The following is a 21,302-nucleotide window of genomic DNA, read 5'->3' on the forward strand; positions in this document are numbered from 1 at the left end:
GCGGAGAGGTGGATAAGAGACCGCGCGGGGAGGGCGAGGGGGCTGCGGGCGAGTGGGTTGTCGGCGGGGTTTGGGGAAGGGTGATTCGATGTGATGTGGCGACCGGGATATGGTGTGGCCTGGCCCGGTCGTGAGTGGGTGCGGTGTAGTCAGAACTGCATCGTTGCCTGTGCGCCGATTGTTGCGCGTGCGGTCGGAAATCCAGCTGGTTTGTAGATGGGCGTGCCCGCGAACAGGTCGTAGGACAGGCCCGCATACTTTGCTGGTATGCCGCCGCGAATGCCAATTACCGCGCCTGCGAGTTGAGTGCCTTTCAGGATTGCTGTGTTTGGCCCGAACACGCGTCCGTAGTCTATTCCTGCGTAGAGCGTCTGGCCCGTCTGGAAGATGGGCCATTGCAGTTCGTTGCGCCAGTAAAATCCCTTCTCTGCTGCGAGCATTGTTTCGCCGTCGAAACCGCGTACTGTGTAGCGGCTGCCGATGGTCAGGTCGTCGATGTAGAACAGCAGGTCGTTGGTGAACTGGCCGTGGAATGTCGTCACGTAGCGGAAGGTTTGTGACGCGATGGCGAATGGTATCGACAGGTTTGTGTCGAGTATGGCCATCTTGTACAGGTAGGTAGGGTGCAGTGAGGGCTGGTCGCTCGGGCTGTACAGGCTCGGGTTCGGGTCGCCTGTCGCGCCCAGGCCGTGAATGCCCTGACGGTAGGCGAGCGTGCCGTCGAACTGCGCGCCGCCGAAGTAATGACGGTCGGTCGTGCCTAACTCGATGAAGGTGTTGTTGCGGTCCTGAATCGGGATCGTTGTGCCTTCGATGAAACTCTCGCCGAAGCGCTTCGATAGCTGGACATATGCGCCAAATACGTCGGCCTGGCTTCGCGAAAGCACGCGCGCGATCCTGAAGGCGGCTGTCTGCGAGTTGCCGCTCGATACGAAGGTATCGTTCACGGCGGCAATGTTCGTGTAATAGGTGTTCGTGTTGCCCGACAGCGTTGCCGTCCAGTAGCCCCATGGCACGGAATACGATCCGTTGAAACCGTGCGAGCCGAGTGCCTTGTTGTTGAACGACAGATCCTGGTTCGCGCCGACTGTGAATACGTCGTTCAGGCCGAGCGGATTGTCGATGCCGAGGCTCATGTTGCCTTGCCACTTGCCCGTTGATTTTGTTCCCGAGTTGTCGGCTGATACGACGAACGTCCAGCGCGCCGGAACCGGCAATCGTGCCGTCACCGTTCACGCCTGCGCCGAGCGTCCCCGTCGATGCGACGCTGCCCGCGCTGATCGTGGTGTTCTGCTGCGCGGCGAGTGTGCCGCTGTTGGTAAGCGCACCCGCCGTGTTCGCGCTGACGCTTTGCAGCGCGTAGGTCGTGCCGCTGTTGTCGATGCCATCGCGCGCGCTCGCCTTGATGTTCCCGCTTGCGTTGGTCTCACCGGCTAGCACCAGCTTGCCCTGTGTGGTCAGGATCAGGTCACCGGCCTGTGCTGCCAGCACGCCCTTGTTCGACACGCCGACGCCGTTCTCCGTACCGACCAGCACGATACGGTTTGCATACATCCCACCCAAATTGCTCACGTCAATCGACACGCCGGACATAGCGTCGCTGCCCGCAACAGGCGTGGCGGCAAGCGTGTTGTAGTCGACGGCATTCGGACCCGTCACGACGTTCAGGTTCTTCGCGTAGATCGCGGCATTCGCCTGTACCGCCCGTGCCAGAAAATCAACCTGGTCGATATTCGCGCCGTTGAAGCCCGCGCCCTGCACGGTGATATTGCCGCCCGTGACGTTGAATCCCGACAGCGATCCATCGGTGCCGAAATTCGGCGTACCTGTCGTGAGCGTGGCGCGTGACGTATTGATGAAGCCGCCACCATCGATCATCAGCCCGTTCGGATTCGCGATAACGACCTGCGCGCGCTGGCCCGCGACTTCCAGATAGCCGCGCAACTGCGAAGGCGAATTGCTGTTGACCTGATTGACGATCACGCGCGCGGCATCGTTCGGCCCGAAGTTCGGATTGCCGTTGATGTACCCAGCCTGCTGCGTGTTGACGATGGTCGGCGAGTTATTTAGGATCGCGCCGTTCTTCTGCACATCGAACTGGTTATAGGTGTTCATCGACACGCCCGAACCAGCAGGCTTGTTGATGTTGACCTGTGGGATACCGTTCTGCGTCGTGACGACGCCAGGCGCATGTGAGCCGCCAGGTACGATCTGCGCGACCGCCAGGAGCGGTGCAAGTGCTAGCAGGGCAGAGAGCGCAAGCTGATGTAGCGACACACATATGTTCCGCGTTCCAGATACGCGACCCGTCGCGCGTGTCTCTCCCGCTTTACCTGTCGCCGTGGCCGTTTCCTCGACGGCGACAAGCATTCCCCTCAGCCGGCTGAAAACCAGTCTGTAATTCTGTTGGTTCACTTTATTCGGCTTGCTTAATAAATGACCTGCAAGCCTATCGCTACTCATCCCGAAAAATGGTTGATAACTGTCACGTTTCAAACAGAAACAACATATCGAACAAAATCAGTGTTATCTGATTGCGTGGTAGGAAAAGTCCGTCGGATAGGAGGACAAACCGCCTCTGTTCATGGCGGCTCCGTGATATGTCCTTCAACCGAATGCATCCGCGAGCGGTAGGTGGCAAAGACCGGCGGATCGTGTGGCCATCCGTTAGCCAATGTCCTTACCGACGCGCTCAATCACAGCAAAGGGATTACCCTCGGCATACCGGACGTCCTCTCACGCCTGATCGCCTCTTCAAGTTGTGCGCAGGCAGGAGCAAACGCGTTTCATTGCAGATCGCGCACCAATGTCGGGGGCGGGAGACGGCGCAACGGGTTGGCCCACGAAAACCCAAACCACATCACTTGAAATAGCGACCACGTCGATTACGCTATCAGTAACGAACCAGAAAAAGGCAGCAGCACCCGCATGGTGCATTGATCAGTGGAGAACCACACGGGCGCGGCGCGCCCACCTGCCTCCATGAGTTTTTGACATGCTCTGCATGCGCAGATTTCGCTTGTTGCGTGATATTGGCAAACCTACAGTCGGTTGTCGCGTAAGCCTTCACACCATGCCGCAATGCAACGTGAGACAGGCAGTGGACATCGATTGTTCATCAGGAGACCGTCATGCAAGACATCAAACGGGGCAGAAGGCAGGCGATCAAGACAATCGGCGCAGCGCTCGCAGCGTCGACGTTGCCGATGCCGTTCATCAATGTCCGCGCCCAGCAGCAACAGAACTTTTCCGGCAAGACGCTGCGCCTGCTGACCTGGTCCGACGATACGGGCACGGCCGCGCTGCGCAACATCGCTGCAACCTTCACGGCGAAGACGGGCGCGAAAGTGATCGCGGACCGCGCCGACGGCACCTCCGGCATGGTCGCGAAGGTCAAGGCGGCGGGCGACCGTCCCACGTATGACGTGATCACGCTGGCGGGCGTCGGCGCTTCGGGTCTCGGCGATGCCGGCCTGCTCGTCAAGCCGGACCTCGACAAGCTGCCGAACCTCAAGGATGTCGCGCCGCAATACCGCACGGGCGCGAATGGCTTCGGCGTCGGCTATCTGCTGTGGTCGGATGGCCTGATTTACAACACGTCGACGGTCAAGACGGCGCCCGATTCGTACGAAGCGTTGTGGGATCCGAAGTACGCAGGCCGCCTGTTCCTGCCGCCGCCCGAGTGGGCTGAAGCCGTCGATCTCGCGATCATCGCGGCCAAGCTCGCAGGCGGTTCGCAGCAGAATATCGAGCCGGGCTTCAAGAAGCTTGCGCAACTGAAAGACCATGTGATGACGCTCGGCGAAAACCCGAATCAGGTCGCCGACCTGTTCCGCACGGGTTCGCTCGATATCGGCGGCATTTATTCGCCGGCATTTTTCCCCGACCAGATTCGCAAGCCCGAGTACAAGATGGGCGTGACCTACGGGATGAAAGAGGGCTTCGCGACCCAACTGATGTTCACCGTCATTCCGAAGTCGCATCCCGGCGATGCCGATCTGATCCACGCGTTCATCAACCATTCGCTCGATGCAGGCGTGCAAGGCCGCATGGCCGCCGACGTGATGAACGGACCCGTCAACTCGAAGGCCGTGATTCCTGCCGAAAGCCGCGCGTTCGTGCCAAGCCCGAAACAGATCGCCGAAAAGGCGGTGCTGCATGACGACAAGGCCCTCGCCGCCGTCCAACCCGCGTGGATCAAACGCTACACGGACATCTTCTCGGCATGAACGGCATGCCCGCGCTCTTTTCGCGGCGCGGGCGCGCTGACGTGGCTGCGGCAGCACCGTCAGGCGCGTCTCGCGCGGACCTCGCGAACAGTGTGGGCGGCACGCGGGCAAGGCCGTGGCTGTTGCTCGCGCCGATCCTCGTGTTTCTCGCTGTACTTGCCGCCGCCGCGCTCGTCGTGGTGCGCATGAGCTTCGGCGTGTCGGGCAATGAGTGGCGGGCGTACACGCTGCAGAATTACGTCGATCTCGCCGACGGCTATTTCTTGCGGTCGCTGTGGCTCACGTTGCGGCTCGCTTTTCAGAGCATGATCTTTGCGGTGCTGCTGGCCATTCCCGTCGCGCTCGCGATGGCGCGCACCGAATCGCGTTTCATGCGGCGCCTGCTGCTGGCGGGCGTGCTGCTGCCGCTGCTCGTCAATCTGCTGCTGCAGGGTTACGGCTGGCTCGTGATACTCGGTCCCGCGGGCCTGCTCAATCATGCGTTGCTCGGCAGCGGTCTCGTGTCGCGTCCCGTGATGTGGCTTTATCGTGAGCATGGGGTGTTGCTTGGCTTGATCCAGACGGCGTTTCCGCTCGCCGTGCTGCCGATGTCCAGCGCCATGCGCGCGATCTCCGTTTCGTATGAAGAGGCGGCGGCGACGCTCGGCGCGACCCGCTTTCAAACCATGCGCGACATCGTGCTGCCGCTCGCGATGCCCGGCATCGTATCGGGCGCGCTACTCGTGTTCGCGTACAACGCGAGTGCGTTTGCGGTGCCGCTGCTGCTCGGCGGCCGGCGCGTGCCGATGCTCGCGGTGCTGGTCCACGACCAGGTTTCGCCGCTGCTGAACTGGCCTGCCGCGTCGGCATCGGGCGTCGTGCTGATGGTGGCCACGCTGTCGCTGATGGCGCTTTCGCAATGGCTGCTGCGACGCATGCGGCGGCTGGAGGAGTCTGCCTGATGAGCACACCCGGCGCATTGTCGCGCAATCCTTCGCGCATGCTGGGCGCGTCTCCTACGCTGCCCGGCCGGCTCGGCAAGGTCGCGGCGTTAATGGCGGCCGTCGTGCTGTTCCTCGCCGCGCTGCCCATTCTGACGATGATCACGATGTCGTTCAGTGCCGCCGATACACTGGAGTTTCCGCCGCACGCCTATAGCCTGCGGTGGTATCGCACGGCGTGGCACACCTTCGTTTCGCCCGATGCCAGCGATGCGTTGTCGATGGGCGCGGCGCTCGGCACGAGTCTGCTGGTTGCCGTCTCCACCATGATCATCGCGACGCTCGTTTCGGCGCCCGCCGCTTACGCGCTGAGCCGTTACCGCTTTCGCGGCAAGCGGCTGGTCGAGCAACTGGTCGCGTTGCCGCTGGTTTATCCGCTGGTGATGCTCGGGCTGTCGCTGCTGCTGGTGTTCAACGTGCTGCCCGTCGAACTCGGCGTGTTCCGTCTGATCATCGCGCATGTGATCCTCGCATTGCCGTTCACCGTGAAGAACTGCGCGGCGTCGGTGGCGTCGATTGGGCCGGAATTCGAAGAAGCGGCCTACGTGATGGGCGCAACCCCGCGGCGCGCGCTCATCGACGTGGTGTTGCCGCTCATGCGGCCGGGCATTCTCGCGGGCATGCTGTTCGCGTTCATCATCTCGTTCAACGAATTCACGGTAACGTTCTTTCTCTACGGCATCGATACGATGACGCTGCCCGTCTGGCTGTATAGCCGCACGGTGTCGTCGCTCGATCCGACCGTGTTCTCGTTCGCGGTGTGCGTCGTCGCGATCGACTTTGCGCTGATCTGGCTGCTCGAAAAACTGGTTGGCGACAAGGGCGTTGCGCTCTGATTGCGCCGTGTCCGCAATGTCGCCACACAGGCTGGAAACACCGACTGGAAACCGTCATGACTCATCTCACGCTGCAGTCCGTCACCAAACGCTTCGGCGCTGCGCATGCCGTCGACAACGTCGACCTGACCATTCCCGAAGGCAAGCTGGTGTGTTTTCTGGGGCCGTCGGGCTGCGGCAAGACCACGCTGCTGAGGATGATCGCCGGGCTGGAAATGCCGACCTCGGGCGCCGTGATGTTCGCCGGACGCGACATCACGCACGTCAGTGCCAACCAGCGCGATTTCGGCATGGTGTTTCAGTCGCTGGCGCTGTTTCCGCACATGACGGTGGCCGAGAACATCGCGTATCCACTGAAGCTGCGCAAGACGGGCAAGAGCGAGCAGGCGAAGCGCGTCGCCGAGCTGCTCGAACTGATCCAGTTGCCGCATATGGCGGAGCGTCCCGTCACGCGGCTGTCGGGTGGCCAGCGGCAGCGCGTGGCCATCGCGCGCGCGATTGCGACGTCGCCGAAACTGCTGCTGCTCGACGAGCCGCTGTCGGCGCTAGACGCCAAGCTGCGCGAGGCAATGCAGATCGAGATCCGGCTGCTGCAGCAGCGCCTCGGCATCACCACCATCATGGTCACGCACGATCAGCGCGAAGCGATGACGATGGCCGACGAGATCGTCGTGATGGAGCGTGGGCGCATCGCACAGGTCGGCAAGCCGCTCGATATCTACCGGGATCCCGTCAGCGAGTTCGTGGCGGACTTTATCGGCCTTGGCAACATCCTGCCCGTGACGAACGGCGAGAGCGGCAAGGTGCGCCTGCCGGGCGGGCAGCAGATCACCGTCGCCAACCCGGAGCGCGTGCCGGAGGCATCCGGCGACATCCGTCTCCTGATCCGGCCCGAGGATGTCCACCTTCAGGTGGGCGCCGGGCAGGGCGCGGGCGAGTCGAATAGCGTGCGCGGCACGGTGCGCTTTATCCGTGACGTGGGCGCCTCGCTCGAAGCGACCATCGATTGCGCGGGTTTCACGCTGACAGCCGCCACGACCCCGCGCGAAGTGCCGGGGCTTGCGCCCGGCGTGGTGGTGCTTGCGGCGCTGCCGGCGCAGGCTTGCAAGCTGATCGCGGCTCGCGCGCCTCAGGCTGCGGCTTGATGCGTTCTGGCTGACGGCGGGTGCGGCGCGCGTCACGCTAACCTGACGAGCCGTGGCGCCCGCCTTTGCGGAAAATCAATCCAGGCTCGCCTGGTTGTAGCCGCTCATTTCGCGGTTGCCCTCGGGCGGGAGTGGTCGCGCCGCTCGCCCGGCCGTTAGCTTATACACGCCCGCGCGGCCCCAAACCGGCCTCCCTCATCCCGTCGAATCGCTCCTGAACCGGCATCCTGCGCCGCTTCCATGCCCTCTCTGGCACGCTTCTTTCATCGCGAAACCCTCTGATCGTAGTAACGTATCGGAAATTTTGCCGTTCGCCTGGCCAGTTGATTCCTGAGGCGCATATGTCCACAGACGCAGACACCACTATGACCGATGAGCAGGTCGCAGCCATTGCAGACCGCATGACCGAAGAAGGCCGTCTGGTTTCCCCCGTCACCATCTGGGCGGAAGTCCGCAGCGGCTCGATTGTCGCCGTGGCCGCCGCGCTGCAACGCTGGCGCGACGCGCGTCACCCGCAGACGCCGTTGCCGCAAGCCCAGCAGGCGCTGCCGGGCGAACTGGCGGAAAACCTGATGGAGGCCGCGCGCCGCATCTGGTCCGCGTCCCAGGACGACGCCGGGCGGGTGCTGAACGAGGGTCTGGGCGCGGCGGGCGAGCAGCTCGCCGCGGCGCGCCGGGAGCGCGACGAGGCGTTGGCTGCGTACCAGCAGACGGGCGAAGAGGTCGAAACCGGCCGCGAGCGGCTGGACACCTTGCGCCGCGACCTGGTTGCGCTGCAGGAATCGGCGGCGCAGGCGCGCGTGCAACTGGAGACCGTCACGGCGCGCGCCGAGGCCGCCGAGGCGAACGCCGGCGTCATGGTCGCGCGCGCCACGGCGAGCGAAGCGAAGCTGGTATCGGTCCAAAACACGCTGGAAGATCAGCATCGGGCCAACGAGTGGCTCGCCTCGACGGTCTCCACCAAGAACGAGGAAATCGCCCGGGTTGGCCGTGAGCGCGACGATGCGCGCCGGCAGATCACGACACTCGACGAGGCTTGCCAGGCAAAAGCGGAAGAAGCGCAGCGCTGGTCCGAGGAGGCAAGCGCAGCGGTGGCACGCGCGGATGCCGCCACAGCGCAGGCGAACGAAAGCGCGGCGCGCGTCGTCTCGCTCGAAGCCGAATTGGGCGATACCCGCAACGCGCTTGCGTCGGAGCGCGATGCCGCGCTCGAACATGCCGCCGACGCGGCGGAACAGCGCAACATGCTGGAGCGCGTCGGCCGGGAGCTGGATGAATCGCGTGCGCAAATCGGCGCGCTGAGCGAGGCGCAGATGCTGGCCGCTGCCGAACTGGCACGCGCGACGCAAGATGCTTCGAGCGCGAGCGAACGCGCGGCCGCCGCAGAGCAGCGCGCGGCGCATCTGGACGCTGCGCTCACGGAGGCGCAGACGCTCGCCGCCGCGGAACTGGCGCGCGCGACGCAGGATGTTTCGAATGCGAGCGAACGCGCGGCGGCTGCCGAGCAGCGCGCGTCGCAACTGGACCAAAGCCTGACAGTAGAACGCGAGGCGACAGCGGCGCAGCGCGACGAGTTGCAGCGCGTCACCCATGAACTGGACGAGACAAAGGCACACGCCGATACGCTGACTCAGGCGCAAGCCGCCGCGAGTGCTGAGTTGACGCGGGTGGCGCAGGATGCATCGGCGGCGACGCAGCGAGCGGACGCGGCCGAACAGCGGGCCGCGCAGGTGGAACAGAGCCTGACGGTCGAACGCGAGGCGACAGCGGCGCAAAGCGAGGAGCTTCAGCGTTTGCGCACCGAACTGGAAGAATCTCACGCAAAGATCGCGACGCTGAGCGAGGCGCAGAGCCTGACGACGGCCGAACTCGCGAGGATCACGGAGGACGCTTCGGCGGCAAAGCAACGGGCGGAAGCGGCCGGGCAGCGCGTCGCGGAACTGGAGCAGAGCCTGTCGCAGGAGCGCGCAGCGGCGGCGGCGCAAAACGAGGAGCGGCAACGCATCGCGCATGAACTGGATGAGGCACGTCTGAAGATCGACGCGACGATGCAAGAGGCATCGTCCGCGAAAGAGCGTGGCGATGCTGCCGAGCGACGCGCCGCCGAACTCGAGCAAGGTCTGGCTGGCGAACGTGACGCGCTGGCGGCACGCACCGGCGAATTGCAGCGCGTCACGCAGGAACTCGACGAAGCACGCGCGAATATCGGCGCGCTCACGCAGACGCAAGCGACCGTCAACGCCGAGCTCGCGAGCGTCAAACAGGAAGCTGCTGCCGCAAAAGAAAGCGCCGATGCTGCCGGTCAACGTGCCGTCCAGCTGGAGCAGAGCCTGGCCGCCGAGCGTGAAAGCGCAGCGGCGCACAGCCAGGAAGCCGCGGTTCAGGCCGAAGCCTTGCAGCGCGCTACGCACGAACTCGACGAAGCGCGCAATCAGGTCAATGCATTGAAGCAGGCGCATACGGAAGCGCAAGCGGCCGCGGTTGATGAACTGGCGCGCGTGGCCCAGGACGCATCCGCGGCACATAGCCGTGCAGACGCAAATGCCCAGCAGGTGGCGCGTCTGGAGCAGGAACTCGCTGCCGAACGCGAGGCCGCGACCACGCGAAACGCCGAAGCGTCGGTGCAAGCGAACGAATTGCAACGCGTCACGAGCGAACTCGAAGAGGCTCGTCAGCGGATCGGCGCGCTAAGCGAAGCGCATACGGCGGCGAGCGCCGAACTGGCGCAATCCGCGCAGGACGCATCCACCGCGAAGCAACGCGCCGATGCCGCCGAACAGCGCGCCGCGCAACTGGAGCAGGTTCTTGCATCGGAGCGCGACGAAGCGCGCAAACAGGCCAGCGCATCGACGGACGCGCAGGCGGCTGCCGGCGCGGAACTGTCGCGCGTCACGCAAGACGCGTCGACCGCCAGAGAGCGCGCGGGCGCAGCCGAACGCAAGGCGGCCGAACTCGAGCAGAGCCTCGCGGCGGAACGCGAAGCCGCGGCGGCGCGCAGCAACGAAGCGGCATCCCATAGCGCTGAGTTGCAACGCGTCACGCAAGAACTACAGGACGCACGCAGGCAAATCGACGAACTGAACGATACGCACATATCGGCGAGCGCCGAACTGGCGCGCCTGGCGGACGAATTGTCGGCGGCAAAGCAAAGGGCGCAAGCGGCTGAACAGAAAGCGGCGGAAGCCGCGCAAAGCCTTGCAGCCGAGCGCGATGCCGTTGCCGCGCACAGCGACGCGAGCTCGACTCATCTGGAGGAATTGCAGCGCGTCACACGCGAACTGGACGAGACCCGCGCGCAGATCCGCGCGATGGGCGAATCGCAGACAGCCGCCAGCGCCGAACTGGCGCGCGCGACGCAAGACGCGTTTGCCGCGAAAGAGCGCGCGGATGCCGCCGAACAGCGCGCGGCCGAACTCACGCAAAGTCTGGCCGAGAGCCAACGCGAAAAGACCGCCCCGGCGCAAGGCGGCGAGCAGGCTGGCGGCGCCGATGTCACGGAAGAGCTTGCGTCCTTGCAACGCCAGATCGCGGCTCAGTCGAAGGCGCACAACAAGGCCTACAACGACCTGCGCGCGAACGCCGAGCAGTGGGTGACCTACGCGAAGGACATCAAGCAGCGGCTCGATCAGGCAAACGAGAAGATTCTTTTCATCGACGCGCGCAGCACCGGGGAAGTCGCGCTGCTGCGCAGGCTGTCGTTCGAACTGGAGCGTCTGAAGCCCGATCACGAATTGGTGTTCCGGGAAGCGCAGAAGAAACTCATCGGCGCGACCATGACCCAGCAACTGGCGCAAAAGGGCTATCAGTACGATCCGGCGACGGCTGTGATGTCGAAAGTGGAAGGCTGAGCGACGCGAAGCAACACGATGCGACGCGGCCCGGCCGCGCGCATCAGCCTCACTTCGCAAACAGCTGGCCGATATCCTTGAAGGCCTTGAATTCCAGCGCATTGCCGCACGGATCGAACAGGAACATGGTTGCCTGTTCGCCGACCTGCCCCTGAAAGCGGATATACGGCTCGATCACGAATTTCGTGCCGAACGTCTTCAACCGCTCCGCCAGCGCTTCCCATTGATCCCACGCGAGCACGACGCCGAAGTGCGGCACGGGCACGTCGTGCCCGTCGACGGGATTGCTGTGCACGCTCTCTTGCGACGCCGTCTTCGGATGCTCGTGAATCACCAGTTGATGCCCGAAGAAATTGAAGTCGACCCATTGCGTGCTGGAGCGGCCTTCTTCGAGGCCGAAAACGCGGCCATAAAAGTCGCGCGCGGCGGGCAGATCATAGACGGGAATGGCCAGATGAAAAGGGGAAAGACTCACTGATGGTTCTCCATGTGTGGGGCGCTTGCAGGCTTTATCGCGTATCGTAAGCGGCGGAATTGAAAAATAAAATCAATATATAATTTCATCAAATACAAATGGAATTGATCAATGATCCGCGAGCTGAAAACGTTGATCGCCGTTGCGCAGGAAGGCACCTTCGCTGCTGCGGGTCATCGCATCGGTCTGACGCAGGCGGCCGTCAGCGCGCAGATGCAGCGGCTCGAAGCGGAAATGGGCTTTGCGCTATTCGACCGCGAAGGGCGCACCGCGCGCCTGAATGCGACAGGTCAGCAGATTCTCGTGCAGGCACAGGAAGTCGTCAGGCTTTACAACAATCTCAGTTCGACTGCAGCGGATACGACCTCGACCGTACGCGTGAATATCGGCGCGATTGCGTCGGTGCAGCGCTCGTTGCTGCCTGATGCGCTGGCGCGCTTTCATGTGGAATGTCCAGGCTGCAGGACACGCGTGATTCCCGGTCTTTCGATGGAACTCGTCAATCTGGTCGATGCTGGCGAGATCGATATTGCTGCCATCATCCGTCCGCCGTTTTCGTTTCAGAGCGATCTGCGGTGGACCACGCTCGCGCAGGAACCATTCAGGCTGATCGTGCCGCGCGGCGTGAAAGGCAAGGACTGGGCGGAACTGCTCGCGGAGCAGCCGTTTATCCGCTACGACCGTGCTTCGTTTGGTGGCCGGCAAGTGGACCGCTTTCTGCGCCGCATGCACTTCACGGTGCGCGAAGTGTGCGAGCTTGACGAACTCGAAGCGATCGTCAGGCTGGTGGAGAACGGTGTCGGCGTGGCAATCGTGCCTCAAACTGCGACGTATCGGCGTTGGCCCGCGAAAGTACGCGCTGTGGATCTCGGGCATCACACGTTTCATCGCGACATCGGCCTCGTGCATCGCGCGCCGCAACATCTGAGTGAACCCGTGAAGACCTTGCTGCAATTGATCGATGCGCAAGCGCGCAAAAAGCCCGCCTGATTCATGCAGCGGGCGGCAGATTCTCCTGCAGATAGATCGACATCGGTGTTTGCAGCGGCAGGCCTGACGGTGCGCCGCGATTGTAGTGGCCGAGTATCGCTTCGACGGCGCGCACTGCTTCGACGAATGGACTCTGGTCCAGCACGGCATCCATCACGCCTTCTATCAACAACGCTCTGCTGATGGGCGTGAGTTCGTGGCCGATGAGCACGGTCGAATGCTCGCGTTTCAACGCTTTCAACGCACGCGCAATGCCTTCATCGCCAACCGACAGGTTGTAGATGCCGCGCAAATCCGGGTACTTTTTGAACGCATCGCGCGTGAGACGCTCAGTGGATTTTTCGTCCTCGCGGCTCTCGACGGTCGCCACGACTTCGCACGCGGGAAACTTGCGGCGCATCACCGAACGGAACGCGGCTTCGCGTTCCTCGTGACCGAGATAGGTTCGCAAGCCTGCAATCACGATGACCTGCCCACCGTCGCGGCCAATGAAGCGGCCCATCAGTTCGCCTGCCGTTCGCCCCGCGCAGCGGTTGTCGATGCCGACATACGCAAGGCGTCCCGTATCGGGCAGATCGCTCGCCAGCGTGACGACAGGAATCTTGCGGGCGACACGCGAAATCGCTTCGACCACCACGCTATGTTCGTACGCGACGACGATCATCGCGTCGGCCTTCTGCGATGCGCGATTGATCACAGCCGCCAGCGATTGCGGTTCGAGATCGTCGAAGAAAGTCAGGTGACACACCACGCGATGAGTCTCGAACGACTTCTGCGCAAGCTCGAATCCTTGCTGGAGCGCAACGTAATACGGCGACGAAGGCTGCTGCGTGAGGATCGCGATACGCAGCCAGCGCACCGACACCTCATCGAGCGCGCGGTCCATTTTCAGCTTGCGCGCCCACTCGAGTACGCGCGATTCCTTCTCGCGCGCGACACCGCCACGCCCGTTCAGCACGCGTTCCACTGTCGAGTAACTGACACCCGATGCCTTCGCGACATCTTCCATGGTCGGCTTGCGTCGGACGTTCATACGGTTGCCTCCGTTTGAGGAAATATCCTCAATAAACCGTTTGAGAGCGGAGATTCGATCAACTAGATTTTAACCACGGAAAACGAACAGGCGTGATCGATAAAGACCTGGCGTTCCGATATTCCAATTCCCTGTCAGGAGACAACCGTCATGGACAAACCCACATTTCGCGCGGCGAAGCGCGCGGTCAGAGGAATCGCTGCCGCGCTCGCGGCGCTGACGCTCGTCAGCGGCATCGCGGCCAACAACGCCGCCGCCGATGAGCGCTTCGTGATGGTCAGTCACGGCTCGGATTCGAATGTCTGGTGGAACACCGTCAAGAACGGCATGCGCGATGCGAGCGAAGACTTCAACGTGCCTGTCGATTACCGCAATCCGCCGACGGGCGATACGGGCGACATGGTGCGCATTCTGGAGCAGGCGGCAGCGCGCAACTACTCGGGCGTGATCACGACGGTGCCGAACTTCGAGATGATCCAGAAGGGTTTGACGGGCGTGAAGGCCAAGCACATTCCGATCGTCACGATCAACGGCGGACCGGATGCGGGCATGAAGCTCGGTGCACTGATGCATATCGGTCAGCCCGAATACGAAGCGGGCAAGGCCGCAGGCGAGCGCGCGAAAGCTGCCGGCATTCACGATTTTCTGTGCGTGAATCACGGTGCGGATATTCAGGCGCTGTGGGATCGCTGCAAGGGTTTCGCCGATGCGCTCGGCGTCGATTACAAGAAATCGACGATGGATAGCGGCGAAGATCCGACGGTGATCGAAAGCAAAGTGGCCGCCTACTTGCGGTCACATCCCGGCACGCAGGCGATTCTCGCGCTCGGTCCCGATCAGGCGACAGGCGTGTTGCGCGGCGTGAAAGACGCGGGCCTGAGCGGCAAGATCTACGTCGCAACCTTCGATCTGTCGCCTGACATTCTCAAGTCGATCCAGGCAGGGCAGATTGCATTCGCGATCGATCAGCAGCCTTATTTGCAGGGTTATCTGTCCGTAGCGGCCATGGCGATTGCGATTCGCGACAAGACCAATGATCCCTCGCGCATCGTCGCGGCCTTGAAAAGCGATACGAAGGTCGCCGCCCGTCTCGCCAAATACGATCTGAAGCCGGTTTATACGGGATCGACGGTGAGTTCCGGGCCGAGCTTCGTCACGAAGGACAACATCGCGCCGGTGCAGAAGTACGCAGGCTCGTATCGCTAACCGTTCGAGGACAACGCAATGAACATCGACATGAACGCATGGCACCGCGTCGAGATCGACCGCAAGGCGCTGAAGGATTTTTCGACGCGCTCCGACGCGCGCGGTCTCGTGCAGGCGGGCGGCTTCTTCGCACTCGTTGTCGCGACGGGCGCGCTTGCATGGTTGTCGCTCGGCACAGTATGGGTGATTCCCGCGTTCCTGCTGTATGGCACCGCGTTCGCGTTCAGCGAGGCCGCCGCGCATGAACTGGGACATGGCACCGTGTTCAAGACGCGTTGGCTCAACGAAGCCGTCTACTGGGTGATCTGCTTCATGTCATGGCGCGAGCAGGTGTATAGCCGCTGGCTGCATGCGAAGCATCACACGTACACTCATTTGACGGCGGCGCCGTATAAAGATCCGGAACTGGCGTTTAAGAGCAGGCCACATAGCTACATCAAGCTGGTGACGGATTTCGTGCGTGTATCGCATGGCATGCAGTTTCTCAAGGCGATCTTTCTGCATAGCTTCGGCATCGTCACGCAGGGCGCGAAGGAAGTCGTGCCTGAAGCGGAGTACAAGAAGATGTGCGATAACTCGCGCGTGCTGCTGGCGTGTTATGTCGCGGTGTTCGTGTGGGCGGTGCTGGCGCATAGCTGGCTGCCCGTCGTGTTTCTCTTCGTGGCGCGCGCTTACGGCACCTGGCTGCATGAGCTTTGCGCGTTGACCCAGCATACGGGCTTGAAGGAGAACGTGCTCGATCATCGCGTGTCGAGCCGTACCGTGAAACTGAACCCGGTGGTGCGCTTTCTCTACTGGAACATGAATTACCACATCGAGCATCACATGTTTCCGAGCGTGCCGTTCCATGCGCTGCCTGCTTTTCATGAGGCGCTCGCTTCGCAGATGCCGAAGCCCTATCCGGGCTTATGGTCGGCGTGGCGCGAAATCTTGACGATCTTCGCGAAGCAGCGGCGCGATCCGGAGTATGTCGTTGTGCGCGAGTTGCCGGTTGGGAAGCGGGGTGGTGCTGTTGCGTGAGAGCGCTCTGTTTGAAGGACATCGCGCCGCATGAGTAAAGCGGCGCGATGTCTGTTGCTGCACGCTGCAGGATCAGGTCGACAGAATAGTCACCAACGCCACCGCCGAATCCCCCGCCAGCTGGCCGCCATTGTTTTCCGCCAGCGCCACCTTCGCACCCGGCCTTTGCCGTGCGCCTGCCTTACCGCGCAATTGCTGCGTGAGTTCGACGATCTGCGCTACACCCGTCGCACCGACAGGATGACCGCGCGATAGCAAGCCGCCACTCGGATTCACGGAAATCCTTCCACCGATATCCGTATCGCCGGAACGGATCAGCTTCGGTGCATCGCCGGGCGCGCACAGGCCGAGGTTCTCGTAGTGGATCAGTTCGGCGGGCGCCGATGCGTCGTGCAGTTCGACCACGTGCACATCCGAAGGCCCGATGCCTGCTTCTTCATACGCAGCGTTCGCCGCACGCACGGCGACCAGCTCACCCGATCCATCTGCTTTCGCCGACACAATCGAACTCGCCCGAATGAACACGGGGCGCACGTCGCGCTTCGCCGCAAACTCCTCCGAGCAGATGAACACAGCCGCGCCGCCGTCACCGATCGATGAGCACATGAAGAGTGTCAAAGGGTCGCTGACCATGCGGCTCGCGAGCACTTCTTCCACACTCGTTTCATTGCGAAACTGCGCGTGCGGATTGAGCGATCCCGCGCGGCGGCTCTTCACGACGACGCGCGCAAAGTCGCTCGCGTCCGCGCCCGATTTCTCCATCCACTTACGCGCCTTGGCGGCGTAAAGGTCCATGAAAAGCGAGCCTGTGCCCGTCGTGACGCCTTCGGGCAGCGGTTCTTCGAGATCGACGGCTTTCGCGAACGCGCCGAACGAAACGGCTTTGTCTTCATGCGTGAGCTTCTCGACGCCGACCACGAGTGCAGTTTCCGCCTGTCCCGAAGCCACGGAAAGCCACGCGAGATTCAGCGCCGAACTGCCAGACGCGCAAGCGTTCTCGACGTTGAACATCGGCTTGCCGTCGAGTCCCGTATTGCGCAGCGACGATTGCGCGCGAATCATTTCCTGTCCGGTGACGACGCCGGCTGCCGCGTTGCCGAAGAACACGCGATCGACATCGTTCACCGTGACACGCGCATCCTTCAACGCGAGTGAGACCGCTTCTTCCGCAAGCGACTTCAGATTGCGGTCCAGAAACTTGCCAAAGGACGTCATGCCGACGCCGCCAATTACCACTTTGCGCATTGCTGCCTCCAATGATTGAACTGCAAATTCCGTGACGATCGTGATCAGTCGAGCACCTTGCCGCGCGTCTCCGGCATCCGCGCATAAACCACGAAGCCCACCGCGCACACAGCGGCGACGTAGACCCACAGATAAGGCGCGAGACCCGAACTCGACATGGCCGTGACGATGTACGGCAAGGTGCCGCCGAACAGCGCCGCCGACACCGCATAAGGCAGCGCCACGCCGGTTGCGCGCACTCGCGCCGGAAACTGTTCGGCCATCACGGTTGCGCAGGTCGCGGCGAAACCCGACGAAAGCAGCATGCCGATCGTGACGATGGCGGTGGCGCTCCAGAAGTCGTTGCTGAGAAAGTGCAACGCGGGCCACGCGAACAGCGCCGAACCGCCCGCGAAGACAAGCAGCACGGGCTTGCGGCCAATGCGGTCCGACAGCTTGCCGATGAACGGAATCGCAATCAGCGAAACCACAATCGACATCACGCTGGCGTTGAACGCGTCGTGCAGCGGCAAGCCGGTGCGCAGATGCGCGAGCGTCGGAAACAGCACGAGCCACAGATACACGCAAAGATTGCCCGCCATCGCGATGCCGACCACGCGCAGCGCCTCGCGCCGGTGTTCGCGCACGATCACGAGAAACGGATGGCGCGTGTGCTGATGCGTCGCTGCGCTCTTTCTGAAGGCATCGGTTTCGGCCACGGCCAGGCGCACCCACAGCGCGACGAAACCGAGCAGGCCGGCAATTCCGAAGGCCACGCGCCAGCCCCATGCGGCCATGCCCGCGCGGTCGATCATCGACGTGAGCACCGCGCCGATCAACGCAGCCACCAGCACGCCCGCGTTGACGGCGAAGTGTTGCCACGAGCCGGCGAAGCCGCGCCGTGACGGTGCCGATGATTCGATCAGAAAGGTCGACGCCGAGCCGAACTCGCCGCCTGCCGCGAAGCCCTGGATAAGCCGCGCCAGCACGAGAATCAGCGGCGCCGCGATGCCGATCGATTCATAGCCGGGGCACACGGCGATCACGAGCGAACTGCCCGCCATCAAGGCCACCGATAACGCGAGGCCGTTCTTGCGGCCGTGCCGGTCGGCATATGCGCCGAGCAGCGCGCCGCCGATCGGCCGCATCACGAAGCCGACGGCGAACACCGCGAAGGCAGACAGCAGCGACACGCGATCGTTGTTGGCGGGAAAGAAGTGCCGCGAGAACAGCGCGGCGAACGTTGCGTAGATGATCCAGTCCGTGAACTCGACGATCGTGCCAAGCGTGGCCGCGACGATGGCTCTCTTCTGCGCTCGCGTGAGCGGCGCGGCGGCGGATTCGTGGGCAACGCCCGGAAGGATGGTGTCCATGCTGTCTCCGTGTCTCTTGTGGTGAGCGAGCGCTTCGCTTGACGCGCAGCGCTCGCAGGTCGTACCGGACGGGTCGGCTGAAACGCCTGTTTCGGCAGTCGGCCCGGCACATGGACGCATCGTAGGTTTCGCCGGACACGCTACGCAAACGACTTTTTTTGCGCTCTCGATTGATATTTTTTGCAGTCAGGGCGCGAGCCGCATGGCGACGGCGTGAGCGGTTTCGATTGAGCACAAGTCAATCGAAGCCGCGAAAAAAGTCGTTTGAGTGCGAGGCATCGCGCGCCCTAGCATGGGATGCACAGGCTTTTCATTCCATGGAGACACGTCATGAATACATCCACCCATAACCCTTCCGCCGAGGTCGCCATCGTGACGGGCGGCGCGAAGGGGATCGGCTTTGGCATCGCATCGGCGCTGGCGCGCAAGGGGCGACGTATCGCGCTATTCGATCTCGACCGTACAGCCCTCGATCACGCTGCGAGCGCACTCGCCGCCGAAGGCGCGGACGCGATGGCGCTGCCCGTCGATGTGACGAATAGCACGTCCGTCAACGATGCCGTCGATGCAGTTATCGAGCGCTTTGGACGTATCGACGTGCTGGTGAACAACGCGGGCATCGTGCGTGACAAGCGCATCACGAAGATGAGCGATGACGACTGGGATGCCGTGATCGATGTGAACCTGAAGTCGCAGTTTCTGTGCTGTCGTGCCGTGCTCGCGCATATGAGCGCGGCACGCTACGGGCGCATCGTGAACATCTCGTCGCGTGCGTGGTTGGGCGGGGCGGGGCAGAGCAACTACTCGGCGGCGAAGGGCGGCGTGGTGAGCCTCACGCGCAGTCTCGCGCTGGAATGGGCGAATGCGGACATCACGGTCAATGCAGTTGCGCCCGGCATCGTCGATACGCCGCTGTTTCAGGCCTTCGATGCGGATTTGCAGGCGCGTCTGAAGAAGTCGGTGCCGGTGCAGCGCATCGGCACGCCCGACGATATCGCGCAGGCCGTGCTGTTCTTTGCGCAGCGTGAAGCGTCGTACATCACGGGGCAGACGCTGTACGTATGCGGCGGCCGTTCGCTGTCGTCGCCGAGCGTGTGAGGAACCCATCATGACGATTCACTACAGCGTGTCGGAGCATGTGGCGACAGTGAGCCTGGACCGTCCCGAAGCGCTCAATGCACTCGATCTCGACAGCCTCCAGACCTTGCGCGCGACCCTCGAAGCCGCGCGCGACGATGACGACGTACGCGTGATCATCCTCACCGGCACGGGGCGCAAATCGTTCTGCGTCGGCGCGGACCTGAAGAACACGCTGCCGCCTTCGAACAGTTTCAGTTCGTCGTTCGTGCGGCCGATCGATCGTGCCGCCGCCGAAGGCATCTATGTGCGTCTGATGGATCTGGGTTCGCTGCGCATCTTCAAGCCGGTCATTGCTGCCATCAACGGCTATTGTCTGGGCGGCGGGCTGGAAATCGCGCTGCAATGCGATTTGCGCATCGCGTCGCGCACGGCGATGTTCGGCTTGCCGGAAGCCGTCGTGGCGAGCATTCCCGGCGTGTGCGGCATTCAGCTGCTGCAAAAAGCCGTGCCGTCTGCCATCGCGATGAAGATGCTGCTGACGGGCAGCAAGATCGACGCGCCATATGCGGAGCGCGTCGGCCTCGTCTCCGATGTGGTCGAGCCGGAAGCGCTGATGGACAAGGCGCTCGAACTCGCGCGCACGATTGCCGCGAACGGTCCGCTCGCCGTGCAGATGATCAAGAAGATCGCCGAGACCAGCAGCAACGTGCCGCTCGCGCAGGCGCTCGAATTCACGGAACTGGCGTGGGGCGCGATGCGCGATTCGGAAGATCGCGTGGAAGGGCGCAAGGCGTTTGCAGAGAAACGCAAGCCGCAATTCAAGGGACGTTAGGCGCTTCGCCTGCCGACAACAGCCACGTGCGAAATGCGGCGAACTCGGGGTTCGACAGATGCTCGCGCGGATAGATCAGGTAGTACGTGTACGCGCCCAGATCGAGCACGAACGACAGCGGCGTGACGAGCGTTCCGTCGCGCAGCTGATCGGCGACCAGCACGCGCTGCGCCATCGCGACACCTACGCCTTGCGTCGCCGCGAAGTAAGCGAGGATCGAGCTTTCGTAGCTCAGGCCGCTCAACGGATTGACGCCCCGCACGCCTGCTGCGTCGAGCCACCTGGCCCAGTCTTCGCGGCGCGCGAGCGAATGCAGCAGCGGCACGTTGCGCAGCGCTTCGGGTGTTGCGTCGGTGAGTTCGGGATGCGTGCGCAGAAACTCGGGACTGCACACGGGCACGAGTTCGTTCGGCACGAGCCGGTCAAAGCCCACGTCCGAAGACGGTGCGTGCGAGAGGCGGATCGCTGCGTCTACGTCTTCCGTGTTGAAGTCGACGGGTTGCAGCGAGGTCGTGAGGCTGACTTCGATATCCGGATGCTCGCGATGAAACGTCGACAGGCGCGGCAGCAGCCAGTTCATCGAAAAGGTCGTGTAGCCGCGAATCTTCAGCGTGCGCCGACGGCGTGCTTCCGTGAGATTGACGGTCGCGGTGCGCATGGTTTCGAAGCCGCGCACGATGTCGGCGAGATAGCGCTCGCCCATCGGCGTCAATGCAATCGCGCGATGGCCGCGCTCGAACAGCAGCACGCCGAGCTGGTCTTCGAGCAGCTTGATCTGCCGGCTGACGGCAGCGGGCGTGACGTTCAGTTCGGTGGCGGCGAGCTGCACGCTGAGCAGACGGCCGCAGACTTCGAAGGCGCGCAACGCGTTGAGTGACGGAAGGGTTCGCATCGAAAAATGGTAGCACGCGCTTCGCGCCGCGCATGCCCGGAATGCTACGTAGAAGGGCGCTGACGGATGCCTCAGCAAAACTCAATCGAGCGCGCAGCAAATGTCGTTTGAGCGTGGCGGTTGCGCGCCGTATTGTTGA

15 protein-coding genes and 2 pseudogenes are annotated in these 21,302 nt (G+C 63.0%); 10 read left to right on the forward strand and 7 right to left on the reverse strand.

Annotated features, from left to right (window positions below):
* Positions 1 to 149 precede the first annotated feature (149 nt).
* A pseudogene (locus tag DK391_RS28815) lies at positions 150 to 1,199 on the reverse strand (ShlB/FhaC/HecB family hemolysin secretion/activation protein); the annotation flags it as partial.
* Positions 1,195 to 2,415: pseudogene (locus tag DK391_RS28820) on the reverse strand (filamentous hemagglutinin N-terminal domain-containing protein); the annotation flags it as partial. The pseudogenes DK391_RS28815 and DK391_RS28820, both read right to left, overlap by 5 nt.
* Before the next feature lie 716 nt (positions 2,416 to 3,131).
* Here DK391_RS28820 and DK391_RS28825 point away from each other — a divergent pair.
* From DK391_RS28825 to DK391_RS28845, 5 genes are all read left to right on the forward strand, one after another.
* Positions 3,132 to 4,229 (forward strand): extracellular solute-binding protein, encoded by a 1,098-nt coding sequence (locus DK391_RS28825; RefSeq protein ID WP_109481411.1) that lies wholly within the window; start codon positions 3,132 to 3,134, stop codon positions 4,227 to 4,229.
* Positions 4,226 to 5,170, forward strand: coding sequence for an ABC transporter permease (locus DK391_RS28830; RefSeq protein ID WP_109481412.1), 945 nt, complete (start codon positions 4,226 to 4,228; stop codon positions 5,168 to 5,170). The genes DK391_RS28825 and DK391_RS28830 overlap by 4 nt, the downstream gene beginning before the upstream one ends.
* Complete coding sequence (locus DK391_RS28835; RefSeq protein WP_109481413.1) at positions 5,170 to 6,045, forward strand: ABC transporter permease; 876 nt, start codon at positions 5,170 to 5,172, stop codon at positions 6,043 to 6,045. The genes DK391_RS28830 and DK391_RS28835 overlap by 1 nt, the downstream gene beginning before the upstream one ends.
* 56 nt (positions 6,046 to 6,101) lie before the next feature.
* A complete protein-coding gene (locus tag DK391_RS28840) occupies positions 6,102 to 7,190 on the forward strand; it encodes an ABC transporter ATP-binding protein (RefSeq protein ID WP_109481414.1) in 1,089 nt (362 codons plus the stop codon).
* A gap of 341 nt (positions 7,191 to 7,531) precedes the next feature.
* Positions 7,532 to 11,038 (forward strand): DNA-binding protein, encoded by a 3,507-nt coding sequence (locus DK391_RS28845; protein WP_109481415.1) that lies wholly within the window; start codon positions 7,532 to 7,534, stop codon positions 11,036 to 11,038.
* A 49-nt stretch (positions 11,039 to 11,087) separates the two neighbouring features.
* On the opposite strand, the gene DK391_RS28850 is transcribed toward DK391_RS28845, so the two are convergent.
* Positions 11,088 to 11,513, reverse strand: a complete 426-nt coding sequence (locus DK391_RS28850; RefSeq protein ID WP_109481416.1) for a VOC family protein — start codon at positions 11,511 to 11,513, stop codon at positions 11,088 to 11,090.
* A gap of 111 nt (positions 11,514 to 11,624) precedes the next feature.
* On the opposite strand from DK391_RS28850, the gene DK391_RS28855 reads away from it, so the two are divergent.
* Positions 11,625 to 12,503, forward strand: a complete 879-nt coding sequence (locus DK391_RS28855) for a LysR family transcriptional regulator (protein ID WP_109481417.1) — start codon at positions 11,625 to 11,627, stop codon at positions 12,501 to 12,503.
* Position 12,504: 1 nt separating this feature from the next.
* Here DK391_RS28855 and DK391_RS28860 read toward each other — a convergent pair whose 3' ends face one another.
* The gene (locus DK391_RS28860; protein ID WP_109481418.1) at positions 12,505 to 13,536 is read right to left on the reverse strand and encodes a LacI family DNA-binding transcriptional regulator; all 1,032 of its coding nucleotides are present in this window, start codon (positions 13,534 to 13,536) and stop codon (positions 12,505 to 12,507) included.
* Between the two features lie 150 nt (positions 13,537 to 13,686).
* Here DK391_RS28860 and DK391_RS28865 point away from each other — a divergent pair, with 150 nt between their 5' ends.
* The gene (locus DK391_RS28865) at positions 13,687 to 14,742 is read left to right on the forward strand and encodes a sugar ABC transporter substrate-binding protein (RefSeq protein ID WP_109481419.1); all 1,056 of its coding nucleotides are present in this window, start codon (positions 13,687 to 13,689) and stop codon (positions 14,740 to 14,742) included.
* 18 nt (positions 14,743 to 14,760) lie between these two features.
* Complete coding sequence (locus tag DK391_RS28870; protein ID WP_109481420.1) at positions 14,761 to 15,762, forward strand: fatty acid desaturase; 1,002 nt, start codon at positions 14,761 to 14,763, stop codon at positions 15,760 to 15,762.
* Between the two features lie 72 nt (positions 15,763 to 15,834).
* Here the strand turns inward: DK391_RS28870 and DK391_RS28875 are convergent, their stop codons facing one another.
* Positions 15,835 to 17,007, reverse strand: coding sequence for a thiolase family protein (locus tag DK391_RS28875; RefSeq protein ID WP_109481421.1), 1,173 nt, complete (start codon positions 17,005 to 17,007; stop codon positions 15,835 to 15,837).
* 44 nt (positions 17,008 to 17,051) lie between these two features.
* A complete protein-coding gene (locus tag DK391_RS28880) occupies positions 17,052 to 18,359 on the reverse strand; it encodes an MFS transporter (RefSeq protein ID WP_109481422.1) in 1,308 nt (435 codons plus the stop codon).
* Between the two features lie 330 nt (positions 18,360 to 18,689).
* Here DK391_RS28880 and DK391_RS28885 point away from each other — a divergent pair, with 330 nt between their 5' ends.
* Positions 18,690 to 19,457, forward strand: a complete 768-nt coding sequence (locus tag DK391_RS28885) for an SDR family NAD(P)-dependent oxidoreductase (protein WP_109481423.1) — start codon at positions 18,690 to 18,692, stop codon at positions 19,455 to 19,457.
* Between the two features lie 10 nt (positions 19,458 to 19,467).
* Positions 19,468 to 20,271: an enoyl-CoA hydratase-related protein gene (locus tag DK391_RS28890; RefSeq protein WP_109481424.1), complete on the forward strand. Its 804-nt coding sequence runs from the start codon at positions 19,468 to 19,470 to the stop codon at positions 20,269 to 20,271.
* Here the strand turns inward: DK391_RS28890 and DK391_RS28895 are convergent.
* Positions 20,258 to 21,163 carry a LysR substrate-binding domain-containing protein gene (locus DK391_RS28895; RefSeq protein ID WP_109481425.1) on the reverse strand — a complete coding sequence of 302 codons (906 nt, stop codon included), beginning with the start codon at positions 21,161 to 21,163 and terminating at the stop codon, positions 20,258 to 20,260. The genes DK391_RS28890 and DK391_RS28895 overlap by 14 nt on opposite strands.
* Between the last annotated feature and the right edge of the window lie 139 nt (positions 21,164 to 21,302).

Source organism: Paraburkholderia sp. C35, assembly GCF_003121405.1.
Classification (GTDB): Bacteria; Pseudomonadota; Gammaproteobacteria; order Burkholderiales; family Burkholderiaceae; genus Paraburkholderia.